We start from the raw sequence: 19876 nt of genomic DNA, 5'->3' as shown, positions 1-19876 counted from the left end.
AGCCCGGCTCTCGGGATGCCGCCGCATCGCCGTTCCGGCGTCAGCCGAGGAAGAACTCCGGCCCGCCCGCCGGGAGGGCGGGGGCCTCGCCCATCGCGGCCGCCCGACGGGCGAACTCGCGCAGCCCGGACACCTGCCGCTCGCCCAGCGAGAAGTCGAGCGTACGGAAGTAGGTGGCCAGGGTCGCCGCGTCGAACGGCTCCCAGCGGGCCGCCGCCTCGGCCACCTGGTCCAGCTCGGCCAGGCAGAGGTCACGCGAGCGCAGGAACGCCTGGTGCACCTCCTTGACCAGGCCCGGGTGGGCGGCGGCGAAGTCCCGGCGGACCGCCCAGACGGCGAAGACCATCGGCAGGCCGGTCCACTCCCGCCAGGCCTGCCCGAGGTCGGTGACCTCGAGGCCCTTGCGCGGCGCCTCGTAGAGCGCCCGCAGCGCCACGTCCCCGATCACCACGCCGGCGTCGGCCTCCAGCAGCATCTGGGTCAGCTCCGGCGGGCAGCGGAAGTAGTCCGGGCGCACGCCGTACCGCTCACTGAGCAGCAACTGGGCCAGGAGCACCCCGGTACGCGAGGTCGAGCCGAGCGCCACCCGGGCCCCGTCCAGCTCGGCGAGCGGCTTCGTGGAGACCACGTTGACCGAGAGCACCGGGCCGTCGCTGCCGACCGCCAGGTCCGGCAGGAGCAGCAGCTCGTCGGCGTGCCGCAGGTATTCCACCTGCGAGATCGGCCCGATGTCGAGGTCACCGGCGACCAGCGCGGCGTTCAGCCGGTCCGGCGAGTCCTTGTGCAGGTCCACGTCGATCAGCGCGCCGGACCGCATCAGCCCCCAGTAGATCGGCAGGCAGTTGAGGAACTGGATGTGTCCCACCCGGGGGCGGGCGACGCGGTCAGCCATGCCCCGACGTTATCGCCGCGCCGGATCGTCGGCTCACCGGGAGGGCAGTTGAGTGGCCAACTCCGCACCGTCGGCCACCTGCCGCGGCCCGGCCGCCTCCGGGTCGACCGGTCCGGCCTCGGCCACGCCGCCGGGCCGGAGCGCCGGTGATTCGGCGGGCCGAGCCGGAGGTACGCCGACCAATGCCCGCTCGGCCCGGATGGCCCGGGTGACCGAGGGTACGACCAGCGCGATCACCAGCAACCCGGCGACGCCGCAGCCGGCGACCAGGAGCCGCGGGGTGGCCGCCTCGAGCAGGAGACCGCCGAGCAGGAAGCCGACCATGGAGGCACCCTGGACGGACCCGCCGAGCGCGGCGTACGCCCGGCCGCGGCTCGCCTCGGGCACCCGCCGGGCCAGCAACACGTTGTCGAAGACGTTCGCGCCGCCGTTGCCCACGCCACCGAGCAGCCAGACCGGCACCAGCAGCAGTGCGGAGGGCACCGCGGCGGAGAGCAGGATCATCAGGCAGCATCCGGCGAGCAGGACGAGGTAGCCGACGAGCAGCCGCCGGTCGTCGATCAACCGCCGGGCCAGCCGGGCGAAGATCCATGCCCCGATCAGGATGCCCAGCGTCCACGCGCCGGTGACCAGGCCGTACACGGTGCTGGAGCTGTGCAGGGTCTCGCGGATGAAGAAGACCTCGACCACGTTGATCGCCCCGACGGCGGCGATCACGCCGGCGATGGTGACGATCATCGCGACCAGCATCGGGTCCCCGCGAAGCCGCCAGGCGACCGCGGGCGCGGCGGAGGTGCCGGGTGCGGTCGCCGGGGCCGACCGCCGACGGCCACCCCGGCGGGTCCGGACCAGCAGCGCGGCCGCGACGAGCGCGAGGTAGCTGGCGGCGTCGAGGAGCAGCGGCAGCCGGGTGCCGAAGCCGCCGACCAGCACTCCGGCCAGGGCCGGGCCGGCCAGCGCGCCGAGCGTCCCGGCGGTCTGGTTCAGCGCGGCGGCCCGGGGCAGGTCCTCGGCGCGGACCATGGCCGGCACCAACGCGGCGAGCACGGGCTGGGTGACGGCGAGGCCGGACGCGAGCAACGCCACCAGCGCGATGACCAGGGCCGGGTGACCGGCGTAGGCGAGTGCGAGGCAGACGGCGGCCTGGCCGAACCCGGCGACCACCAGCAGCAGCCGGCTGTCCACCCGGTCCGCGAGCCGGCCGGTCAGCGGAGCGAGCGCCACCAGTGGCGCGGTGGCGGCGAGCATCAGCCCGGACACCGCGAGCCCACCCGCGCCGGCGGACTGGAGAGCCAGGGTCAGGGCGGTGGCGGCGAGGAAGTCCCCGCAGGTGGAGACACCGCGGGAGGCGGTGACCAGCCAGACGTCGGACCAGCGCGAAGGGCCAGTTGTGAAGGACATACTTCGAAAATAATCCTTCACAACTGATCGACGCAATCCCGGACGTCAATCGAGGGGCAACGCCCGGTACTGCACGGCGACGCTTCGGGACCCTTCGGGCGGATTGGTCCGCAACCGCCGTCGGTACGGCTCGATCAACTTCTGGATCGCGTTGTTGAGCCCGGCCAGTTCCTCGGCGTTCAGCAGCAGCACGCTGTCGCTGAACCAGGCCGCCTCGTACCACTCGCGCGGCTCGTCGGGGGCGCGCTGGATCCAGTCCCGCACGCGCTGGCTGTCCCGGGCCATGTGGGCCTCCACCAAGGCCGCCTCGGCGGCGCGGGCCTCCGAGTCGGCGTCCGGCCCCGACTCGATGTAGTACGAAGGGCTGAACGCCTGCCAGACCCGCTCCCGGGCGTCACCGCGGCTGGGAGCCTCCTCGATCAGCCCGTACCTCGCCAGCTCCCGCAGGTGGTAACTGGTCGCGCTCGGGGAGAGGCCGGCGATCCGGGCGCACTCGGTGGCGGTCGCACCGCCCTCCACCGTGCTGAGATGTTCCATGATCGCCATGCGGGCCGGGTGGGCCAGCGCCCGCATCACCTGCGGGTCGCTGATCGTCACCCGGCGCTGTTCGGGACGCTCCTCGGTCATGCCCCCATGATCCCGCGCCGGGACCGGCCCGACGATATTCAGTTGCCCGCCGCCCCGGCCGGAGTAAGCTGCTCTGTCCCGCCCGACGGCCGAGGTGAGTAGCACCGCACAGGACGTCCCCGCGCCGACCCGTGGTCGGAAACGCGAGCGGCAGCGTTTTTCCCCGTGACGAGGAGTACGTGGATGACCCTGCACGCCCCCGAACAGACCCTGGACCTCGAACTCGCCGCCGAACGCGCCCACCTGGAGACTTCCCGGGCGGCGCTGCGCCGGATGCGGGAGCGCGCCGAGGCCCTCTTCGCCACCGGTGACAAGGTCGCCGGGGACGCGTACACCGCCGAACAGCTCGGCCGGCACATGGCCCGGCGGGTCAAGGAGCTGGCCGACGACCCGACCACGCCGCTCTTCTTCGGCCGGCTCGACTTCGGCGGCACCGCCGACAGCCGGCACAGCGGGGACACCGATCCGGACGACGACGTCGTCGGGGTGTACCACGTCGGGCGGCGGCACGTCACCGACGACCTCGGCGAGCCGCTGGTGCTGGACTGGCGGGCCCCTGTCTCCCGGTCGTTCTACCGGGCCAGTGCCCGCGACCCGCAGGGGGTCGCCGTCCGGCGCCGCTTCGGGTTCAGCTCCGGGCTGCTGACCAGCTTCGAGGACGAGCACCTGGACCGGGGCGAGGAGTTGGGCACGGCCAGCCGGATCCTCACCGCCGAGATCGAGCGTCCCCGCGTCGGCCCGATGCGGGACATCGTCGCCACCATCCAGCCCGAGCAGGACGAACTGGTCCGGGCCGACCTGGCCGACTCGATCTGCGTGCAGGGCGCCCCCGGCACCGGCAAGACGGCGGTCGGGCTGCACCGCGCCGCGTACCTGCTCTACCTGCACCGGGAGCGGCTGCGCCGGTCCGGGGTGCTGATCGTCGGGCCCAACCGGGCGTTCCTGTCGTACATCGCCGCGGTGCTGCCCGCGCTCGGCGAGGTCGAGGTCGAGCAGGCCACGGTGGAGGATCTGGTCGCCCTGGTGCCGGTCCGCGCGGTCGACGACCCCGCCGTCGCCACCGTCAAGCACGACGCCCGGATGGCCGCGGTGCTCCGCCGCGCGGTCGACGCCCACATCGGTACGCCCACCGAGCCGATCATGGTGTCGGACGGCTCGTTCCGCTGGCGGATCGGCCTCGACCCGCTGCACCGGGTGGTCGAGGAGACCCGCCGGGAGGGGCTGCCGTACGCGACTGGCCGGGAGCGGATCCGGGCCCGGGTGGTGGGGCTGCTGCAACGCCAGGCCGAGGCCCGCCGGGCGGAGTCGCCCAGCGACGCCTGGCTGCGCCGGATGGGCCGGGCCAAGCCGGTCACCGCCTTCCTCGACGCGGTCTGGCCGGCGCTCACCCCGGACGGGCTGCTGCACCGGCTCTGGTCCGACGCCGACTTCCTCGCCGCGGCGGCCGACGGCCTGCTCGACGCCGAGGAGCAGGCCCTGCTGCTCGGGCACCCGGCTGCCGGCGGGCGGCCGGGCACCGGAGACGCCGACCTCGGCGACGCCGGTGCCGGCGGGCCGCAGGGCGCCGCGACCACGGGGCGACGGGGCGGGGCGCCGGCCGCCGGGACGAAGCTGGACCGCACCCCGAAGGCGACGAAGTGGACGGCCGCGGACGCGGTGCTGATCGACGAGGCGGCCGGGCTGATCGAACGGCCGGCCGGCTTCGGGCACGTGGTGGTCGACGAAGCGCAGGACCTGTCCCCGATGCAGTGCCGGGCCATCGCCCGCCGCAGCGAACACGGCTCGATCACCCTCCTCGGCGACCTGGCCCAGGGCACGGCACCGTGGGCCGCCACCGACTGGCGGGAGTCCCTGACCCACCTGGGCAAGCCGGACGCCATCGTGGTGCCGCTCAGCGTCGGCTTCCGGGTGCCGGCGGCGGTGGTCGCGTTCGCCAACCGGCTGCTGCCGGCACTCGCGGTCGACGTACCCCCGGCCGAGTCGCTGCGCCGCGACGGGGCGCTCGACGTGCGTACGGTCGAGGACCTGACGGCGGCAACGGTGGCCGAGGTGCGCGCGGCCCTCGCGCACGACGGCTCGGTCGGCGTGATCGCCGCCGACGACGCGGTGGACCGGCTCCACGCGGCGCTCGCCGACGCGGGCGTGGCGACCGCGACCGCCGACGACGTGGAGACCGCGGCGCGGGTCACCGTGGTCCCGGCGACCCTGGTCAAGGGCCTGGAGTACGACCACGTCGTGGTCGTCGAGCCGGCCGCGATCGTGGCGGCCGAGCCCCGCGGCCTGCACCGCCTCTACGTGGTGCTGACCCGGGCGGTGTCCCGGTTGGCGGTGCTGCACCGGGACCCGCTGCCCGCTCCCCTGGCCGACTGACGGCGGCTCGGCCCATCTCCCGCCTCACGCAGGAGCACGCTGTATCCGGGATGTAGTGGCCTCCCGGACTCCGGTAGGCCACTCCATTCAGGTTCGAGCGCGACCTTGGGGGCTCAGCCCGAGAGGGCGGCGGCGATCGCGCGCAGCGGGCGGCCCGACTCGGCGATCGGCACGGTGAACGCCAGCCAGGAGCCGTCGGTGAAGTCGATGCGGAGCCGCTTCGGGTTGAGCCGGTGCCAGCCCACCCGGGCTGACCCGACGTCGGCCCGCGACGCCGACCAGGCCACCCGGGTCTCGGCCAGGGACCGCTCCTCGTCCGCCTGGTTGGCCAGCAGCTTCACCGGCCCGGTGAGGCAGACCAGCAGCCGCCGGTCGGTGACGGCGAGCAGGGTATGCCGGAGCTGCCCGTCCGGCCGGGGCGGGTTGACCGCCCGATGCAGCCGGGAGGCGGCCGAGCCGGGGGCGCCGCGGCCGGCGATGCCCCAGGCGATCACATCCACCAGCCGATCGCCGCGGTCCCAGGTGGCCAACGGGGCGAGCACGTTGAGCAGCACCGCACCGATCGTCACCCGGCCGGCGACCTCGGGTGCCGCCGGTTCGGGCGGCGGGGGTGGCGAGGCGCCGTTGGCGACCTCGGCCTTCGCGGACGCCAGCACCCGCTCGTCCGGCCCGGCGAGCTGGCCGATCCGGTCGCGGTACCTGGTCTCTTCCATCGGCTCAGTATCGGTCGTAGCCGTGGTCGTCGGCGGCCGGGCGCTCCGCGGCCGGAGCGTTGCCCATCACCTCGCCGACGATCTCGCGGACCCGGGCGGCGGCGGCCTCCTGGGCGCGGTTCGCGGCGGCGGTGAACTCCTCGGCGAGGGTGTACGAGTCGAAGCGCATGGCCCGGGCGTTGATCTCGGTGGAGAGGATCTTGCCGTCGGCGGCCGCGGTGACCGTGACCAGGCCGGAGTCGCTCACCCCCTCGGCGCTGCTCTGCTCCAGCTCGGCCATCCGCGCGCCGAGCTGGCGCTGCCACCCGTCGAGGTTGCGGGCCAGCGCCTCGATCCGGTCCAAGGCGGGGAAGGTCATGGCTGCCTCTCAGTTCACGATCGAGTCGAAGACGTTCTGCACGCCCTTGGTGTACGGGCCCAGGTCCTCCTTGTAGGTGCCGTCCACCAGGTAGTTGCGGTCCTTGTGCCCGTCGGAGATGTCGTGCAGGCCGACGCCGGTGTCCAGCAGGGTGCCGCCGATGCCGGGGATGTTCACCGGGGATGCCTGGTTGATGGCGAACTTGCCGGGGAACAGGATGGCGGCGCGTTTCATCTTGAACGCGAGCGCCTCCGTGGTGTAGCCGGACTTGTTCCACGCCTTGTACGCCTTCTTGGCCTTGCGCAGCTCCATCACCAGCTTGCGGTACTTCGTGAGCAGCTCGGCGACCTTCTCCAGCTTGGTCACCAGCTTGGTGAGGATCTCGGCGAACCGGGCCACGATCTTGGACATCCGGCCGACCGTGGTGGCCAGCCGGGCCAGCACCCGGACGACCGTGGCGGCAAGCGTCACGCCGGCGCTGAGGAACGCGGCCACCGCGGCGATGATGACCTCGGTCAGGAACCAGAGCAGGAACTCCAGGATCAGCTCGACCAGGAGGTTGAACGCGTCGACCGCCGCGTTCGCCGCGTCGACCAGCACCTCCTTCGTGCCGTCCAGCCCCTTGGCCAGCTCCTCGATCGCCTGCTCGACGGACTCCATCGAGGCGTGGAACTTCTCCGCCGCGTCGCCGTCCCAGGCGCCGCGCAGCCGGGCCCGGTCGGCGACCTGATCGCCGGCGATCTGCCGGACCGCCTCGCCGGTGGTCAGGGCGAGCTGGGCGGCCTGCATCAGGTCGTCCGGCTCACCGGCGACCAGTTCCAGCAGCTGCTCGAACGGCCAGAGCACGGCCTCGGAGAGCGGCTTGAACGGGTCGGGTGTGCCCGACACGATCTGCTCGAAGTAGGTCTTGTTGCGCTGCAGCGCCTCGGTGCTCATGATTTGTCCCCCTCAGGCGCCCGGCGCGAACAGGTCGGTGGTCGCCACGTCGGTCCCGGTGTAGGCGTCGGCCGTGTCGCTCATCCCCTCGGCGATGTCGGCCATCACCTCCGCGCCGTCCTCCAGCCCCTGCAGGCATGCCTCGAACTGCTCCGCGTACGCGGCCGCGAGGCTGAAGGACGCCGGCATGATCCCGAAGGCGTGCCGGGGGACGTGCCCGTCGTGGAACTTCTGGCGCAGCTCGCGGAAGCGGGTGGCCCGCTCCCGGGAGGTGGCGGCGAAGGCGGTCAACGCCTCCGGTTGGACGTCCAGGTTCTTGCTCGGACTCGTCATGGACTCTCCCCAGTGTCCAGTCGGCACGCGTCCGTCGTCGCCGTGGCGCGAAGCGACCGACGGGAATACCACCCTAGGCGATCTGTGGAATCCGCCGTCGCCCCGTCCAGGGGCGGCGGGGACTGGCGCGGGCACGGTACACAGGGGAGGCACATCCGCCCGGGACCGCAGCTTGAGGAGCCTCCGATGATCCTGGCCCGCGCCGCCCAGGTCAGCCGTCGTTACGGCGAGGTGCTGGCCCTGGACCGGGTCGACCTGACCGTCCGCGCCGGTGAGCTGGTCGGCCTGCTCGGCCCGAACGGCGCCGGCAAGAGCACGCTGATCAACCTGCTGGTCGGGGTGCGCCGGCCCACCGCCGGCCGGGTGGAGCTGTTCGGCGGCGACCCGCGCGACGCGGCGAGCCGGCGGCAGCTCGGGGTCACCCCGCAGGAGACCGGTCTGCCCGGCACGCTGCGGGTCGGCGAGGTGATCGACTTCGTCTCCCGGCACTTCCCCGACCCGGTCCCCCGCGACGAGCTGCTCGACCGGTTCGGCCTCGGTGACCAGGTGAGACGGCAGACCGGCGGGCTCTCCGGCGGGCAGCGCCGCCGGCTCGCCGTGGCGCTCGCCTTCGTCGGCCGGCCCCGGCTGGTCGTCCTCGACGAGCCGACCACCGGGCTGGACGTCGAGGCACGGCACGCGCTCTGGGAGGCGATCCGCAGCTTCCACGCCGACGGCGGCACCGTGCTGCTCAGCAGCCACTACCTGGAGGAGGTGGAGGCGCTGGCGCAGCGGGTGGTGGTGATCGGCCAGGGCCGGGTGCTCGCGGACGACACGGTCGAGGCGATCCGGGGCATCGTCGGCGTACGCCGGGTCAGCCTGATCGCCGACGACCTACCACCGCTGCCCGGGGTGGTGGCCACCGAGCACATCGACGGGCGGACCCACCTGCTCACCACGGACGCCGACCAGCTCGTCCGCGACCTGGTCACGGCCGGGGTGGCGTTCCGGGAGCTGGAGGTCCGGCCCACCTCGCTGGAGGAGGCGTTCCTCGCCATCACCGCCGGCGACCGGCCCGCGCCCGCCACCGTCTGAGGAGGAGATCCCGTGCCGCTCGCCCTGGTCCACGCCCGCTACCAGCTTCTCGAAACCGTCCGGATCCCGGTCGCGATCTTCGGTAGCGCCTTCTTCCCCGCCGCCGCGATGCTCTTCTTCGTGGTGCCCTTCGCCGGGGACGACCCCGCCGGGGCCACCTACGCCACCGCCGCCATGATCACCTTCGCGGTGATGAGCGCCAACATCTTCCAGTACGGGATCGGCGTCGCCGAGGACCGGGACAAGCCCTGGGACCCGTACACGAGGACGTTGCCCGCGGGCCCGGTGCCCCGGTTGGCCGGCCGGATCCTGGCCGGCCTGGCGCTCACGTACCTGTCCATGATCCCGGTGGTGGTGATCGCGGCGGTGGCCACCGCCGCCCGAGTGACCCCGGTGCAGTTCCTGCTCGGCGCCGGTGCGGTGGCGGTGATCTCGGTGCCGTTCACCCTGCTCGGGCTGGCCATCGGCTATTCGCTGCCGAGCAAGGCGGCGGTCGTGGTCGCCCAGCTCATCTTCTTCCCGCTCGCCTTCGGCGGCGGCCTGCTCTCCGGCCCGGACAGCGCGCCCGGCTTCATCAAGGCGATCGCTCCCTACCTGCCCACCCGGGGCGCGGTGGAGGTGGTGTGGGCGGCGGTAACCGACTGGCAGCCGCGGCCGGTCTCGCTGGCCATGCTCGGCGTCTGGATCGTGCTGCTCGCGGGCGTCGCCGGATGGGCGTACCGGCGGGACGAGGGACGGCGCTTCACCTGACGTCTTGTCCGATTCCGGCCCGGCGACCGGCACGGCGGTGCCACGATGCCGGCAGGGCGTGCCAGTGGGGCCGCCCCCGGCGAGAGGGGTCAGCGTGAGCGGCGTCGAGCCCGGCACCCCCTGCTGGACCGACCTGGCCACGCCCGAGCTGGCGGACGCGAAGCGGTTCTACCCGGGATTGTTCGGCTGGACCGGACGGGTCTCCCCGGAGCCGGCGGCGGGCGGCTACACGGTCTTCCTCAAGGACGGGCGGGCGGTCGCCGCGGCGGGGCCGCCGGCCGCACCGGACCAGGTGCCGATCTGGTCGACGTACGTGGCGACCGACGACGCCGACCTGGTGGCCACCCGGGTGGAGGCGGCCGGCGGCCAGGTGGTGGTCGCCCCGTTCGACGTCTTCGACCAGGGCCGGATGGCGGTCCTCTCCGACCCGGCCGGCGCGGTGTTCAGCGTCTGGCAGCCGATGGCGATGCGCGGCGCGGAGCTGTTCAACGCCCCCGGTTCGATGTGCTGGAACGAGCTGGTCACCCCCGATCCGGAGGGGGCGCGGGACTTCTACGCGCTGGTCTTCGGCTGGCACGCGGAGGAGCAGCCGGCGGAGCCGGCCCCCTACACCGGCTGGCGGTGCGGTGCCCGGATCGTCGGCGGGATGACCCCGCCGCTGGAGGAGCTGCCGGCTGACCTTCCCGCGTACTGGTCGGTGTGGTTCGCGGTGGCGGACACCGACGCCACCGCCGCCCGCGCCGCCGAGCTGGGCGGCACCGTCCTGGTCCCGCCCCGGGACACCGCGCGGGGCCGGCTCGCCGCCCTCCGTGACCCACAGGGCGCGCTCTTCTCCGTCCTCACCCTAGCCCACCCGCGTCGATCATGAAGTCGTTGTCCTCGACGTCGGGGCGGCTTCGGCCGGCCCCAACTTCATGATCAATCCGACGGGGGGCGGACCGGGACGACGAGCGGGCCGTGGTCGCCCTGGATGACACGGACGTGGGCGCGGTAGTGGGTGGCGAGCAGGGTCTCGGTGAGCACGTCCCGGGGTGGGCCGGCCGCGGCCACCCGGCCGTCGGCGAGCAGGACGAGCCGGTCGGCGTACTCGCCGGCCACCGAGAGGTCGTGCATGGTGGCCAGCACGGTCAGGCCGTGCTCGCGGCGGAGCCGGTCGACCAGTTCCAGCACCTCCTGCTGGTGACCGATGTCCAGCGCGCTGGTCGGCTCGTCCAGCAACAGCAGGGTGGCGCCCTGCGCCAGGGCGCGGGCCAGGAACACCCGCTGCCGCTCCCCGCCGGAGAGGGTGGCCAACTCCCGGTGCCCGAACGCGCCGAGGTCGAGCCCGTCCAGCACCTCGTGCACGGCGGCCAGGTCGGCGGCCGACTCCCGGCCCAGCGGCGGGATGTACGGGGTACGCCCCAGCAGCACGTAGTCGAACACCGACATGCCGGCCGGCACCACCGGGGACTGGGCGACCGTGGCGACGACCCGGGCCCGGTCCCGGCGGCGGAGGGACTGGATCGGCGTACCGAAGAGGGAGACCGTGCCCGGCGCGGGCAGCAGGCCGCCGACGGCGCGCAGCAGGGTCGACTTGCCGGCGCCGTTCGGGCCGATGACGGTGACCCACTCGCCCACCGCGACGGTCAGATCCACGCCGGCCAGGATCGGCGCGCCGCCCAGGTCGACGTGCAGGTCCCGCACCTCGACGGCGTGCGGCGAAACCTCCGGCCGCGGGGCCGGCAGCCAGGACTCACCCGGCGCGCTGAGTTGCCGATTCGCTCGCTGACGCGCGCTCATGTCGCCACTCCGCTTCGCTCCGTGCCGTCATGAGGCACCAAGGCACTGCGTTGACGATTCGCTCGCTGGCGCGCGCTCATGTGAACACCCGGCGGGAGGTCCGCAGGACCAGGACGAAGAACGGGCCGCCGAGCAGCGCGGTGACCACGCCGATCGGGAGTTCGGCGGGGGCGGCGACGGTCCGGGCGGCCACGTCGGTCAGCGCCAGGAAGGCTCCGCCGAAGAGCATCGACAGCGGCAGGATCACCCGGTAGCTGGACCCGGCGAGCAGCCGTACGGTGTGCGGCACGATGATGCCGACGAAGCCGATCAGCCCGGAGGCGGAGACCGCGGCGGCGGTGCCCAGCGACGCCGCGGCGATCAGCAGGTAGCGCGAGCGCTGCGGGTGCAGGCCCAGGCTGGTGGCCTCGTCGTCGCCGACGGAGAGCACGTCCAGCTCGCGCCGGTGCAGCAGCACCACCACCGCGGTGAGCACGAAGTAGGGCAGGACCAGCCGGACGTCCTGCCAGCCGGCGGTGGCCAGCCGTCCGAGCAGCCAGGAGTAGACCTGCTGGATGCTCTCGGAGTGCCGTTGCAGCAGGTACGTCTGCCCGGCGGAGAGGAACGCGGACACCGCCACCCCGGCCAGGATCAGCGTGGCGGGTGACCGGTGGCGCCCGCCGGCCGCGCCGAGCAGGTACGTCATGGCGACCGCGCCGAGCGAGCCGACGAACGCGGCGAGCGGGATGGTCAGCGGCATCCCGCTCAGCGCCCCGCCCGAACCGACGCCGAGCGCGATGACCGTGGTCACCGCGAGCCCGGCGCCGGCCGCCACGCCCAGCAGGTACGGGTCGGCCAGCGGGTTGCGGAAGACGCCCTGGTAGCAGCCGCCGGCCAGGGCCAGCAGCGCGCCGACGAGCAGGCCGAGCACGACCCGGGGTAGCCGCAGCTCGATGACGATGGCGATCTCCCGCTCGGTGAGCCCGCTGTCCAGGTGCACCCCGGGCAGCAGGTTGAGCAGTTCGGCGGCCACGCTGCCGGGCGGCAGGCTGACCGGGCCCAGCGACACCCCGGCCACCAGCGCGACCAGCACCGCCCCGAGGCCGGCGAACAGCCAGCGTTTGCGCAGCCCGGCCGGCCGGACCGGGGCCACCGGTCCGGCCGTGGGCAGGCCGGCGGGCCGGGACGTCCCGGCCCGCCGGACCACTGGTCGCACGGTCACCGGTGGGTCACGCCGGGACCTTGGCGGTGGCGTCGACGATCGCCCGGACCAGGTCGACCACCCGCGGGCCCCAGCGCGAGGCGATGTCGTCGTCGAGGGCGACGATCTGGTTGTTCTTCACCGCGGTCACCCCGGCCCAGCCGCTGCGGGCCTTGACGGTCTCCGCGGTCTGCTTGCAGCACTTGGTGTCGGCCAGGAAGACGAAGTCGGGGTTCGCCTTGACGATGATCTCCTGGGAGAGCTGCGGGTAGCCGCCCTTGGTGCCGTCGGCGTCCGACGGGTCGGCGATGTTCTCCAGGCCCGCGAGGGTGTAGATCGAGCCGATGAAGGTCTTGCTGGTCGCGGTGTACAGCTCCGGGCCAAGCTCGTGGTAGTAGGTGAGCTTCTTCGCCCGCTGCGGCAGGTCCTTGGTGAGCGCGGCGATGTCGTCCTTCATCTTCTTCGTGACGTCCGCCGCCTCGGCCGGGTGGCCGGTCAGCGTGCCCAGGTCGGTGATCTGCTGGTACGTGTCGTCCAGCGTGGTGGCGGCCGGGGTGAGCAGCACCGGGATCTTCAGCGTGGTGAGCTGGTCGACGATCTTGTTGATGTCGTTGGAGAGCACCACCAGGTCGGGGCTCTTGCCGGCGATCGCCTCGGCGTTCGGCTGGAAGCCGGACAGGTCGCTCTTCGGCGCCTCCGGCGGGTAGTTCGACTGGTCGTCGACCGCGACGACCTGCTTGCCGGCCCCGATAGCGAAGAGCATCTCGGTCGCGCTCGGCGAGAGCGACACGATCTTCTCCGGGCGCTTCTCCAGGGTCAGCTTGCCCACGGTGGCCGGGAACGCGGCGGCCGCGGAGCTGGCGCCGGCGGCCGGGGTGTCGGTCGCGGTCTTCTCGGCGCAGCCGCCGAGGAGCAGCGCGCCGACCGCGAGGGCGGTGGCGAAGAGCCGGGGGGTACGTCTGGACATCGGTCCTCCTGTCGGTCGAGGAGCTGGTGCTTCGCCGACAGGACCCGCCTGGCGTGCCCGTCCGCGAGGCGCCCTTCCTCGAGAGCGCGTGTCGCGACCGTGCCGCAGGCGACCTGGCTCGTCCCCACGGTCGTCGGCGCCGGCCGGTGGGCCGACGCCGCGTGCGGGGCATCACAGTTGCGGGACAGCGCCGGTTTCGCACCGGCTTCGCTGCGGGCTGGTCGGTGTCACGGTAGCGCATGACCAGCGGAGATCGTCCGGACGGGAGGGTGGGTGCGGACCTCGGCGGGGGTGTATCGGGGCCGCCCGCCCGCCCTCACCCGGAGCGTCACGGCGAGGAGCCGGCCGTACCGCCGGCAATGATTTTCCATCCTTTGACCTCTGGCGAAAGTTCCCTCCAGGCGCGACAGTGAACGGCAACGATGCCGTCTCCCTGGGGAGCTGCCATGGCCATGAGACCCCTGCGCGCGTTCGCCGTCGCCGGCGTCACCGCGCTCGCCATCCTCGGCACCACCACCCCCGCCGCGGCCGCGAAGCCGGCCACCGGCACCACCACGGTCACCCACGACGAACAGATCACCTGGCAGGGCTGGTCCGGCACGGGCTGGTCGACCGGCACCACCGCCGGCACCACCGGCACCGCCGCCGGCCTCACCCTGAGCACCCCGGTCGGCACCATCGTCTACAAGGACCCGCACACCGGCGTCCGGCGCACCTGGGCGTACGGGACCTGGACCTCGCCGCTGACCGAGGTCGGCTTCGGGGCCACCGAGCTGGTCGCCTCCTGGAACGCCGACACCCCCGCCGGCACCTGGCTCCAGGTCGAACTCCAGGGCACCTACACCACCGGCACCCGCACCCCCTGGTACGTGATGGGCCGCTGGGCCTCCGGCGACGCCGACATCCGGCGGACCAGCGTCGACAAGCAGGGCGACCGGACCTCCAGCATCTGGACGGACACCTTCGCCATCAACAACCCGGGCGCCGGGGTGCTGCTGCGGGCGTACCAGCTCCGGCTGACGCTCTACCGGGACCCGGCCGGCACCGCCTCGCCGGTGGTCCGGTCCGTGGGCGCGATGAGCTCGAACGTGCCGGACCGGTTCACCGTCACCCCGAGCGCCGGCCACATCGCCTGGGGCACCGAACTGGCCGTGCCGCGCTACTCGCAGAACATCCACGCCGGCCAGTACCCGCAGTACGGCGGCGGTGGTGAGGCCTGGTGCTCGCCCACCTCGACCGAGATGGTGGTCGAGTACTGGGGCCGGAAGCCGTCCCCCGCCGACACGTCCTGGGTGGACCCGAGCTACGCCGACGCGACCGTCGACCACGCCGCCCGGATGACCTACGACAACCAGTACGGCGGCACCGGCAACTGGCCGTTCAACACCGCGTACGCGGCCACCTTCCCCGGACTGGAATCGAAGGTGACGCGGCTGCACTCGCTCGACGAGATCGAGCACTTCATCGCCGCCGGGATCCCCGTGGTGACCAGCCAGTCCTTCCTCGCCAGCGAGCTGGACGGGGCGGGCTACGGCACCGCCGGCCACCTCATGGTGGTGGTCGGCTTCACCGCCACCGGCGACGTCATCGCCAACGACCCGGCCTCACCCAGCAACGACGCCGTCCGCCACGTCTACCGCCGCGACCAGTTCGAGCAGATCTGGCTCCGGACCAAGCGGACCACCGCCAACGGCGGCACCGCCAGCGGCTCCGGCGGCGTCGTCTACCTGATCAAGCCGACCACCGTGGCCTGGCCCTCGGTGGCCGGTTCCACCAACTGGTGATTCCCCTATCCACCCTATGGAGATGACAGTGATCAGACCCGCCCTGCGCGCGGCGGTCGCCCTCGCCGGCGTCGCCGCGCTCACCCTCCTCGGCGCCGCCGCGCCCGCCCACGCCGACAACAACCTTCCGGTCCCCGCCCACGACGAGCAGATCACCTTCCAGGACTGGTCGAAGTACCCCGACTGGGGCACCGGCACCCACCAGGGCACGTACGCCATCCCGGGGCACCGCACCGGGATCACCATGGGCGAGCCGGCCGGCACGACCCCGTACACCGACAAGCACACCGGCGCGACCCGCACCTGGGAGTACGCCACCTGGACCTCACCGGAGCGGCAGATCGGCTTCGACGCCACCGAGCTGGTCGCGTCGTGGAACGCGGAGACCCCGGCCGGCACGTGGATCCAGGTCGAGCTGCACGGCACCTACAACACCGGCCAGCAGACCCCCTGGTACGTGATGGGCCGCTGGGCCTCCGGTGACCAGGACATCAAGCGGACCACCCTGGACGGCCAGGGCGACCCCTGGTCGACCATCTGGACCGACACCTTCTCCATCGACGACGCCAAGAAGGGCGTGCTGCTGCGGTCGTACCAGCTCCGGCTGACCCTCTACCGGGCGCCGGGGCAGACCGCCGCGCCGCGGGTCTGGATGCTGGGCGCGATGAGCTCCAACGTGCCGGACCGGTTCACCGTCGCGCCGAGCAAGGGCGGGATCGCCTGGGGCACCGAGCTGGCGGTGCCGCGCTACTCGCAGAACATCCACGAAGGGGAGTACCCCGAGTTCGACGGCGGTGGTGAGGCCTGGTGCTCGCCCACCTCGACCGAGATGGTGGTCGAGTACTGGGGTCGGAAGCCCTCGGCCGAGGACACCGCCTGGGTCGACCCGAGCTACGCCGACCCCAACGTCGACCACGCCGCGCGGTCGACCTACGACTACGAGTACGAGGGCGCCGGCAACTGGCCGTTCAACACCGCGTACGCGGCCAGCTTCCCCGGCCTGGACGCGCGGGTCACCCGGCTGCACTCGCTCGACGAGGTGGAGCGCTTCATCAAGGCCGGCATCCCGGTCGTCACCTCGCAGTCCTTCCTGGCCAGCGAGCTGGACGGGGCGAACTACGGCACCTCCGGCCACCTGTTCGTGATCGTCGGCTTCACCGCCGACGGTGACGTGATCGTCAACGACCCCGCCTCGTCCTCGAACGAGGCGGTGCGCAACGTCTACAAGCGGTCGCAGTTCGAGCAGATCTGGCTGCGTACCAAGCGGTACCGGGCGAACGGCACGGTGGCCGGCGGCTCGGGCGGCATCGCGTACCTGATCAAGCCGGCGGACCGGCCCTGGCCGGTCGTGCCGGGCTCGACCAACTGGTGACGGGACGGGCCCGGCACGATCCCCTCGGGACGGGTGCCGGGCCCGTCATCCAAACTCAGCCGTGCACCGGCGTCCCGTGGGTGGTCGCCGCGCCGCGGTGCCGTCCGGCGATGCGGCGGACCGCGCGGACCACGCGGACCACCCAGGCGACGGCGGCCAGCGCACCGACCCCGGCGAACCCGGTGATGGCCACCCAGGACGCCCCGCCGGTGGCGGAGAAGACGGCGTCCTGAGCACCGGTGTCCCGGGCCGGCGCGGTGCCGCCCCGGGTCAGACCGCGCGGTGCGTCGAAGAGGATCACGTCCGTCCGGCGCGCGCCGCCCTCGGCCGCCGCGAAGTCGCCGTACCAGGTGCAGGCCTGGCGGCCGTACTGCTCGTGCACGGCGGTGAACGTTCCCACCGTGCCGCCACCGGACTTCGCCTGCCAGGCCGGCCTGACGTCTCGGCCGGTGATCCCGAGCCCGATGAGGGCGATCACGGGCAGACCGACCCAGAGGAACAGCTTCCCGAGCCCGCGGATGACTTTCTGCGCCACGCTCGCCGAGGCTAGCGGGCAGGCGCAAGCCAGCCTTCGTCGTTGCGGTCAGGGCCAGCGACCCGGCCCGGCGGTATGCTCGCGGGCCGTTCCGGCGCTACGCCGACGGGGCGAACGTGGTGGGCGGGGCCGGCGGCTGGGCGGCCTCGCGGCGGCGCCGGATCGCCCGCACGATGATCACCACCCAGGCCACCAGGGCGGCCAATCCGGCCACGGTGAGCCCGGTGACCAGCAGGTACGTCGACCCACCGGTGGTGGAGAAGACGCCCGCACGGGCGCCCGTGTCAAGGGCCGGGGCGGTGGCGCCGGCGGTCAGCCCGTCCGGCGCGTCGTAGAGGATCACGTCGGTGCGCCGGGCGCCGCCCTCGGTGGCGACGAAGTCCCCGCGCCACTCACAGTTGCGCCGGCTGCATTCCTCGTCCACCGCGGTGAACGTGCCCGGCGTACCACCGCCGCTCTTCGCCTGCCAGGCGGGGCCGAGGTCGGTGGCACCCATCATCAGTCCGATGGCGGCGATGACCGGCAGACCGATCCAGACGAACACCTTCGTCCGCCACCCGTTGATCGCGTTCAGGAGACTCACGGCGGCCGACCCTAGCGGTCCCGCTCCGATCGCGCTGCCCCGTTTTCTCCGGTGGCCGTGGCCCGGCCGGCCACGCCACGCAGCCGACGACTTGCCCCGCCGGGCGGCGGATGGTGGCCCCGCCTACTCTTCGCGGCGTGGCTCGGCCGGCTCGGGCTGGTCCTCCCCGGCGAGCGCGGAGCGCAGCCGCTCCTTCTCGGCCCGGCGCCGGGCCGACGCCTCGGACATCTCCCCGGCCATCTCGTCCCGCCAGCCACGAAGCAGGAAGAACGACAGCGCGGCGGAGAAGACCAGCGCCAGCATCAGCCGCAGGAACGGGTTCATGTCGATGAACCAGAGGGCCGCCAGCACGCCGAGGAACAGCCCGATCCGGCCCAACGTGTACTTGACCGCCGCGCTCACGTTCGCACTCCGTTCTCCATCACCGGTGGGGCGGCCTCAGCCCGTACGCCGGGCCAGCCAGTGCACGCCAGGAAACCAGATCACCGCGTAGACCACGGTGAACACCGCCGCGGCCAGCGCCCCGGAGACCAGCGGCGGCAGACCGGCGGCCAGGCCGGCCGCGAGCAGCCCGGCGACCACCCCGACGGCGAGGCCGGCCAGCGCCGCCATCACCCGGGCCGCACCGAACTCCCAGGCCCGGAAGTCGTCCCAGAAGAGCCAGACCGGCAGGATCACCGCCAGCCAGCCGTTGGTCCGCCCGAACCCGCCCGCACCCATGGTGGCGAACGCCCACTCGAAGAGCACCAGCGCCAGCACCCCGATCACCAGGCCGGCGAGGCTCACCCCGAGCAGGTCGCCCAGGGTGCGGATGCGCCCCTCCGCGTCCCGGCGGGGGAAGGTGCGCGACGGCTCCTGAGTGGTCATCCGGTCAGGCCCAGACCTGCTGCGGCTCGGCCCGGCGCTCGGCCAGCGACGGGGCCGCGTCGTACTCGCGGACGGTCTCGTAGCGGGTGTTCCGCTCGACCGGCCGGAAGCCGGCGTCCCAGATCAGGTGCAGCAGGTCGTCCCGGTGCATGGTGTTCGGCGTGCCGTACGCGTCGGCGTCGTGGGTGATCTTGTATTCCACGACGGAACCGTCCAGATCGTCCACTCCGAAGTTCAGGGAGAGCTGGGCCACCGAGAGGCCGTGCATCACCCAGAAGCACTTGACGTGCGGGACGTTGTCGAAGAGCAGCCGGGAGACGGCGAACGTCTTCAGCGACTCGGCCGGGGAGGCCATGGTGGTCTGGGCCTGGATCCGGTTACGGATCTTGCCGTCCGCCGAGTCGACGAAGTCGTGCTGGTAGCGCAGCGGGATGAAGACCTGGAAGCCGCCCGTCTCGTCCTGCAGCTCGCGCAGCCGCAGCACGTGGTCGACCCGGTGCCGGGGCTCCTCGATGTGGCCGTAGAGCATGGTCGACGGGGTCTTCATGCCCTTCGAGTGGGCCAGCCGGTGGATCCGCGACCAGTCCTCCCAGTGGCAGGCGTGGTCGACGATGTGCTGCCGGACCTCCCAGTCGAAGATCTCCGCGCCGCCGCCGGTCAGCGACTCCAGGCCGGCGTCCATCAGCTCGTCGAGGATCTCGTCGGCGCTCAGGCCGCTGATCTTCTCGAACCACTGCACCTCGGTGGCGGTGAACGCCTTGAGGTTGACGTTGGGCAGCGCGGCCTTCAGCTCCCGCAGCACCTTCGGGTAGTAGCGCCAGGGCAGGGTCGGGTGCAGGCCGTTGACGATGTGCAGCTCGGTGAGCTGCTCGTCCTCCATCTCCTTGGCCTTGCGGACCGCCTCGTCGATCCGCATCGTGTAGGCGTCCTTCTCGCCCGGCTTGCGCTGGAACGAGCAGTACGCGCACGAGGCGGAGCAGACGTTGGTCAGGTTGAGGTGCCGGTTGACGTTGAACATCACCCGGTCGCCGTTCAGCTCGGTGCGCTTGTGATGGGCCAGTCGCCCCAGCCAGGCGAGGTCGTCGCACTCGTAGAGGGCGATGCCGTCCTCTCGGGTCAGCCGCTCACCCGCGTAGACCTTCGCTTCGAGCTCGCGCTTGACTCCGGCGTCCATCGAAAGCCCCGTCCCTTCCACCTGCTGTCCCGGTCGAGCGTACGTCGGCCCTTCGACGAACCGGCGGCCCGGTCAACCGCAGCGACGAAGTTCACCGGACGCCCGGCCGCCCGTCACCCTCTGCACATCGACATAGCTGCGCCGGTGAGGTAAGACAGGATGGGGCGGAACACACACTGGT

21 protein-coding genes are annotated in these 19876 nt (G+C 72.9%); 6 read left to right on the top strand and 15 right to left on the bottom strand.

The window, feature by feature from the left end; genetic code table 11:
• Positions 1–40 precede the first annotated feature (40 nt).
• Genes ACY34I_RS07595 through ACY34I_RS07585 form a run of 3 tightly spaced genes read right to left on the bottom strand, consistent with a single transcriptional unit; the run spans position 41 to position 2920 of the window.
• Positions 41–892, bottom strand: coding sequence for a menaquinone biosynthetic enzyme MqnA/MqnD family protein (locus ACY34I_RS07595; RefSeq protein WP_148799665.1), 852 nt, complete (start codon positions 890–892; stop codon positions 41–43).
• A gap of 33 nt (positions 893–925) precedes the next feature.
• A complete protein-coding gene (locus tag ACY34I_RS07590) occupies positions 926–2293 on the bottom strand; it encodes an MFS transporter (RefSeq protein ID WP_462753777.1) in 1368 nt (455 codons plus the stop codon).
• Between the two features lie 45 nt (positions 2294–2338).
• On the bottom strand, positions 2339–2920 hold the full coding sequence (locus ACY34I_RS07585; RefSeq protein ID WP_462753775.1) for a helix-turn-helix domain-containing protein: 582 nt from the start codon (positions 2918–2920) through the stop codon (positions 2339–2341).
• 183 nt (positions 2921–3103) lie between these two features.
• Between ACY34I_RS07585 and ACY34I_RS07580 the strand changes: the two genes are divergently transcribed.
• Entirely contained in the window at positions 3104–5290 is a 2187-nt protein-coding gene (locus ACY34I_RS07580; protein ID WP_462753773.1) for a HelD family protein, read from the top strand.
• 113 nt (positions 5291–5403) lie between these two features.
• Here ACY34I_RS07580 and ACY34I_RS07575 read toward each other — a convergent pair whose 3' ends face one another.
• Genes ACY34I_RS07575 through ACY34I_RS07560 form a run of 4 tightly spaced genes read right to left on the bottom strand, consistent with a single transcriptional unit; the run spans position 5404 to position 7630 of the window.
• Positions 5404–6003 (bottom strand): hypothetical protein, encoded by a 600-nt coding sequence (locus tag ACY34I_RS07575; RefSeq protein WP_462753771.1) that lies wholly within the window; start codon positions 6001–6003, stop codon positions 5404–5406.
• Positions 6004–6007: 4 nt separating this feature from the next.
• Positions 6008–6361, bottom strand: a complete 354-nt coding sequence (locus ACY34I_RS07570) for a YbaB/EbfC family nucleoid-associated protein (protein WP_148803848.1) — start codon at positions 6359–6361, stop codon at positions 6008–6010.
• Positions 6362–6370: 9 nt separating this feature from the next.
• On the bottom strand, positions 6371–7297 hold the full coding sequence (locus ACY34I_RS07565) for a WXG100 family type VII secretion target (RefSeq protein WP_148803850.1): 927 nt from the start codon (positions 7295–7297) through the stop codon (positions 6371–6373).
• 12 nt (positions 7298–7309) lie between these two features.
• On the bottom strand, positions 7310–7630 hold the full coding sequence (locus ACY34I_RS07560) for a type VII secretion target (RefSeq protein ID WP_148803852.1): 321 nt from the start codon (positions 7628–7630) through the stop codon (positions 7310–7312).
• 186 nt (positions 7631–7816) lie between these two features.
• Between ACY34I_RS07560 and ACY34I_RS07555 the strand changes: the two genes are divergently transcribed.
• The 3 genes from ACY34I_RS07555 (at position 7817) to ACY34I_RS07545 (ending at position 10322) form a co-directional block, all read left to right on the top strand.
• Positions 7817–8704 carry an ABC transporter ATP-binding protein gene (locus ACY34I_RS07555; RefSeq protein ID WP_462753768.1) on the top strand — a complete coding sequence of 296 codons (888 nt, stop codon included), beginning with the start codon at positions 7817–7819 and terminating at the stop codon, positions 8702–8704.
• A gap of 12 nt (positions 8705–8716) precedes the next feature.
• Complete coding sequence (locus ACY34I_RS07550; RefSeq protein ID WP_462753766.1) at positions 8717–9454, top strand: ABC transporter permease; 738 nt, start codon at positions 8717–8719, stop codon at positions 9452–9454.
• A 94-nt stretch (positions 9455–9548) separates the two neighbouring features.
• The gene (locus ACY34I_RS07545) at positions 9549–10322 is read left to right on the top strand and encodes a VOC family protein (RefSeq protein WP_462753764.1); all 774 of its coding nucleotides are present in this window, start codon (positions 9549–9551) and stop codon (positions 10320–10322) included.
• Positions 10323–10372: 50 nt separating this feature from the next.
• Here the strand turns inward: ACY34I_RS07545 and ACY34I_RS07540 are convergent, their stop codons facing one another.
• The 3 genes from ACY34I_RS07540 to ACY34I_RS07530 form a co-directional block, all read right to left on the bottom strand.
• Positions 10373–11233 (bottom strand): ABC transporter ATP-binding protein, encoded by an 861-nt coding sequence (locus tag ACY34I_RS07540; RefSeq protein WP_462753762.1) that lies wholly within the window; start codon positions 11231–11233, stop codon positions 10373–10375.
• A 76-nt stretch (positions 11234–11309) separates the two neighbouring features.
• Positions 11310–12428 (bottom strand): FecCD family ABC transporter permease, encoded by a 1119-nt coding sequence (locus ACY34I_RS07535; RefSeq protein WP_462753857.1) that lies wholly within the window; start codon positions 12426–12428, stop codon positions 11310–11312.
• A gap of 13 nt (positions 12429–12441) precedes the next feature.
• On the bottom strand, positions 12442–13380 hold the full coding sequence (locus ACY34I_RS07530) for an ABC transporter substrate-binding protein (RefSeq protein ID WP_462753760.1): 939 nt from the start codon (positions 13378–13380) through the stop codon (positions 12442–12444).
• A gap of 446 nt (positions 13381–13826) precedes the next feature.
• On the opposite strand from ACY34I_RS07530, the gene ACY34I_RS07525 reads away from it, so the two are divergent.
• Both ACY34I_RS07525 and ACY34I_RS07520 read left to right on the top strand, forming a co-directional pair.
• Positions 13827–15164: a C39 family peptidase gene (locus ACY34I_RS07525; RefSeq protein ID WP_462753758.1), complete on the top strand. Its 1338-nt coding sequence runs from the start codon at positions 13827–13829 to the stop codon at positions 15162–15164.
• A gap of 22 nt (positions 15165–15186) precedes the next feature.
• Positions 15187–16536, top strand: coding sequence for a C39 family peptidase (locus ACY34I_RS07520; RefSeq protein ID WP_462753756.1), 1350 nt, complete (start codon positions 15187–15189; stop codon positions 16534–16536).
• 55 nt (positions 16537–16591) lie between these two features.
• Here ACY34I_RS07520 and ACY34I_RS07515 read toward each other — a convergent pair whose 3' ends face one another.
• From ACY34I_RS07515 to mqnE, 5 genes are all read right to left on the bottom strand, one after another.
• Positions 16592–17071 carry a hypothetical protein gene (locus ACY34I_RS07515; RefSeq protein ID WP_462753754.1) on the bottom strand — a complete coding sequence of 160 codons (480 nt, stop codon included), beginning with the start codon at positions 17069–17071 and terminating at the stop codon, positions 16592–16594.
• A gap of 97 nt (positions 17072–17168) precedes the next feature.
• Positions 17169–17654, bottom strand: coding sequence for a hypothetical protein (locus ACY34I_RS07510; protein ID WP_462753752.1), 486 nt, complete (start codon positions 17652–17654; stop codon positions 17169–17171).
• Positions 17655–17777: 123 nt separating this feature from the next.
• Positions 17778–18056, bottom strand: a complete 279-nt coding sequence (locus ACY34I_RS07505) for a DUF4229 domain-containing protein (RefSeq protein WP_462753750.1) — start codon at positions 18054–18056, stop codon at positions 17778–17780.
• A 36-nt stretch (positions 18057–18092) separates the two neighbouring features.
• The gene (locus ACY34I_RS07500) at positions 18093–18521 is read right to left on the bottom strand and encodes a hypothetical protein (RefSeq protein WP_462753748.1); all 429 of its coding nucleotides are present in this window, start codon (positions 18519–18521) and stop codon (positions 18093–18095) included.
• A gap of 4 nt (positions 18522–18525) precedes the next feature.
• Complete coding sequence (gene mqnE, locus ACY34I_RS07495) at positions 18526–19695, bottom strand: aminofutalosine synthase MqnE (protein WP_148803875.1); 1170 nt, start codon at positions 19693–19695, stop codon at positions 18526–18528.
• Positions 19696–19876 lie beyond the last annotated feature (181 nt).

The sequence above is a fragment of the Micromonospora sp. RTBAU3-60 genome, assembly GCF_054963695.1.
Note: the sequence above shows the minus strand (reverse complement) of the source record. Positions and strands in the feature narration are given on the sequence as shown.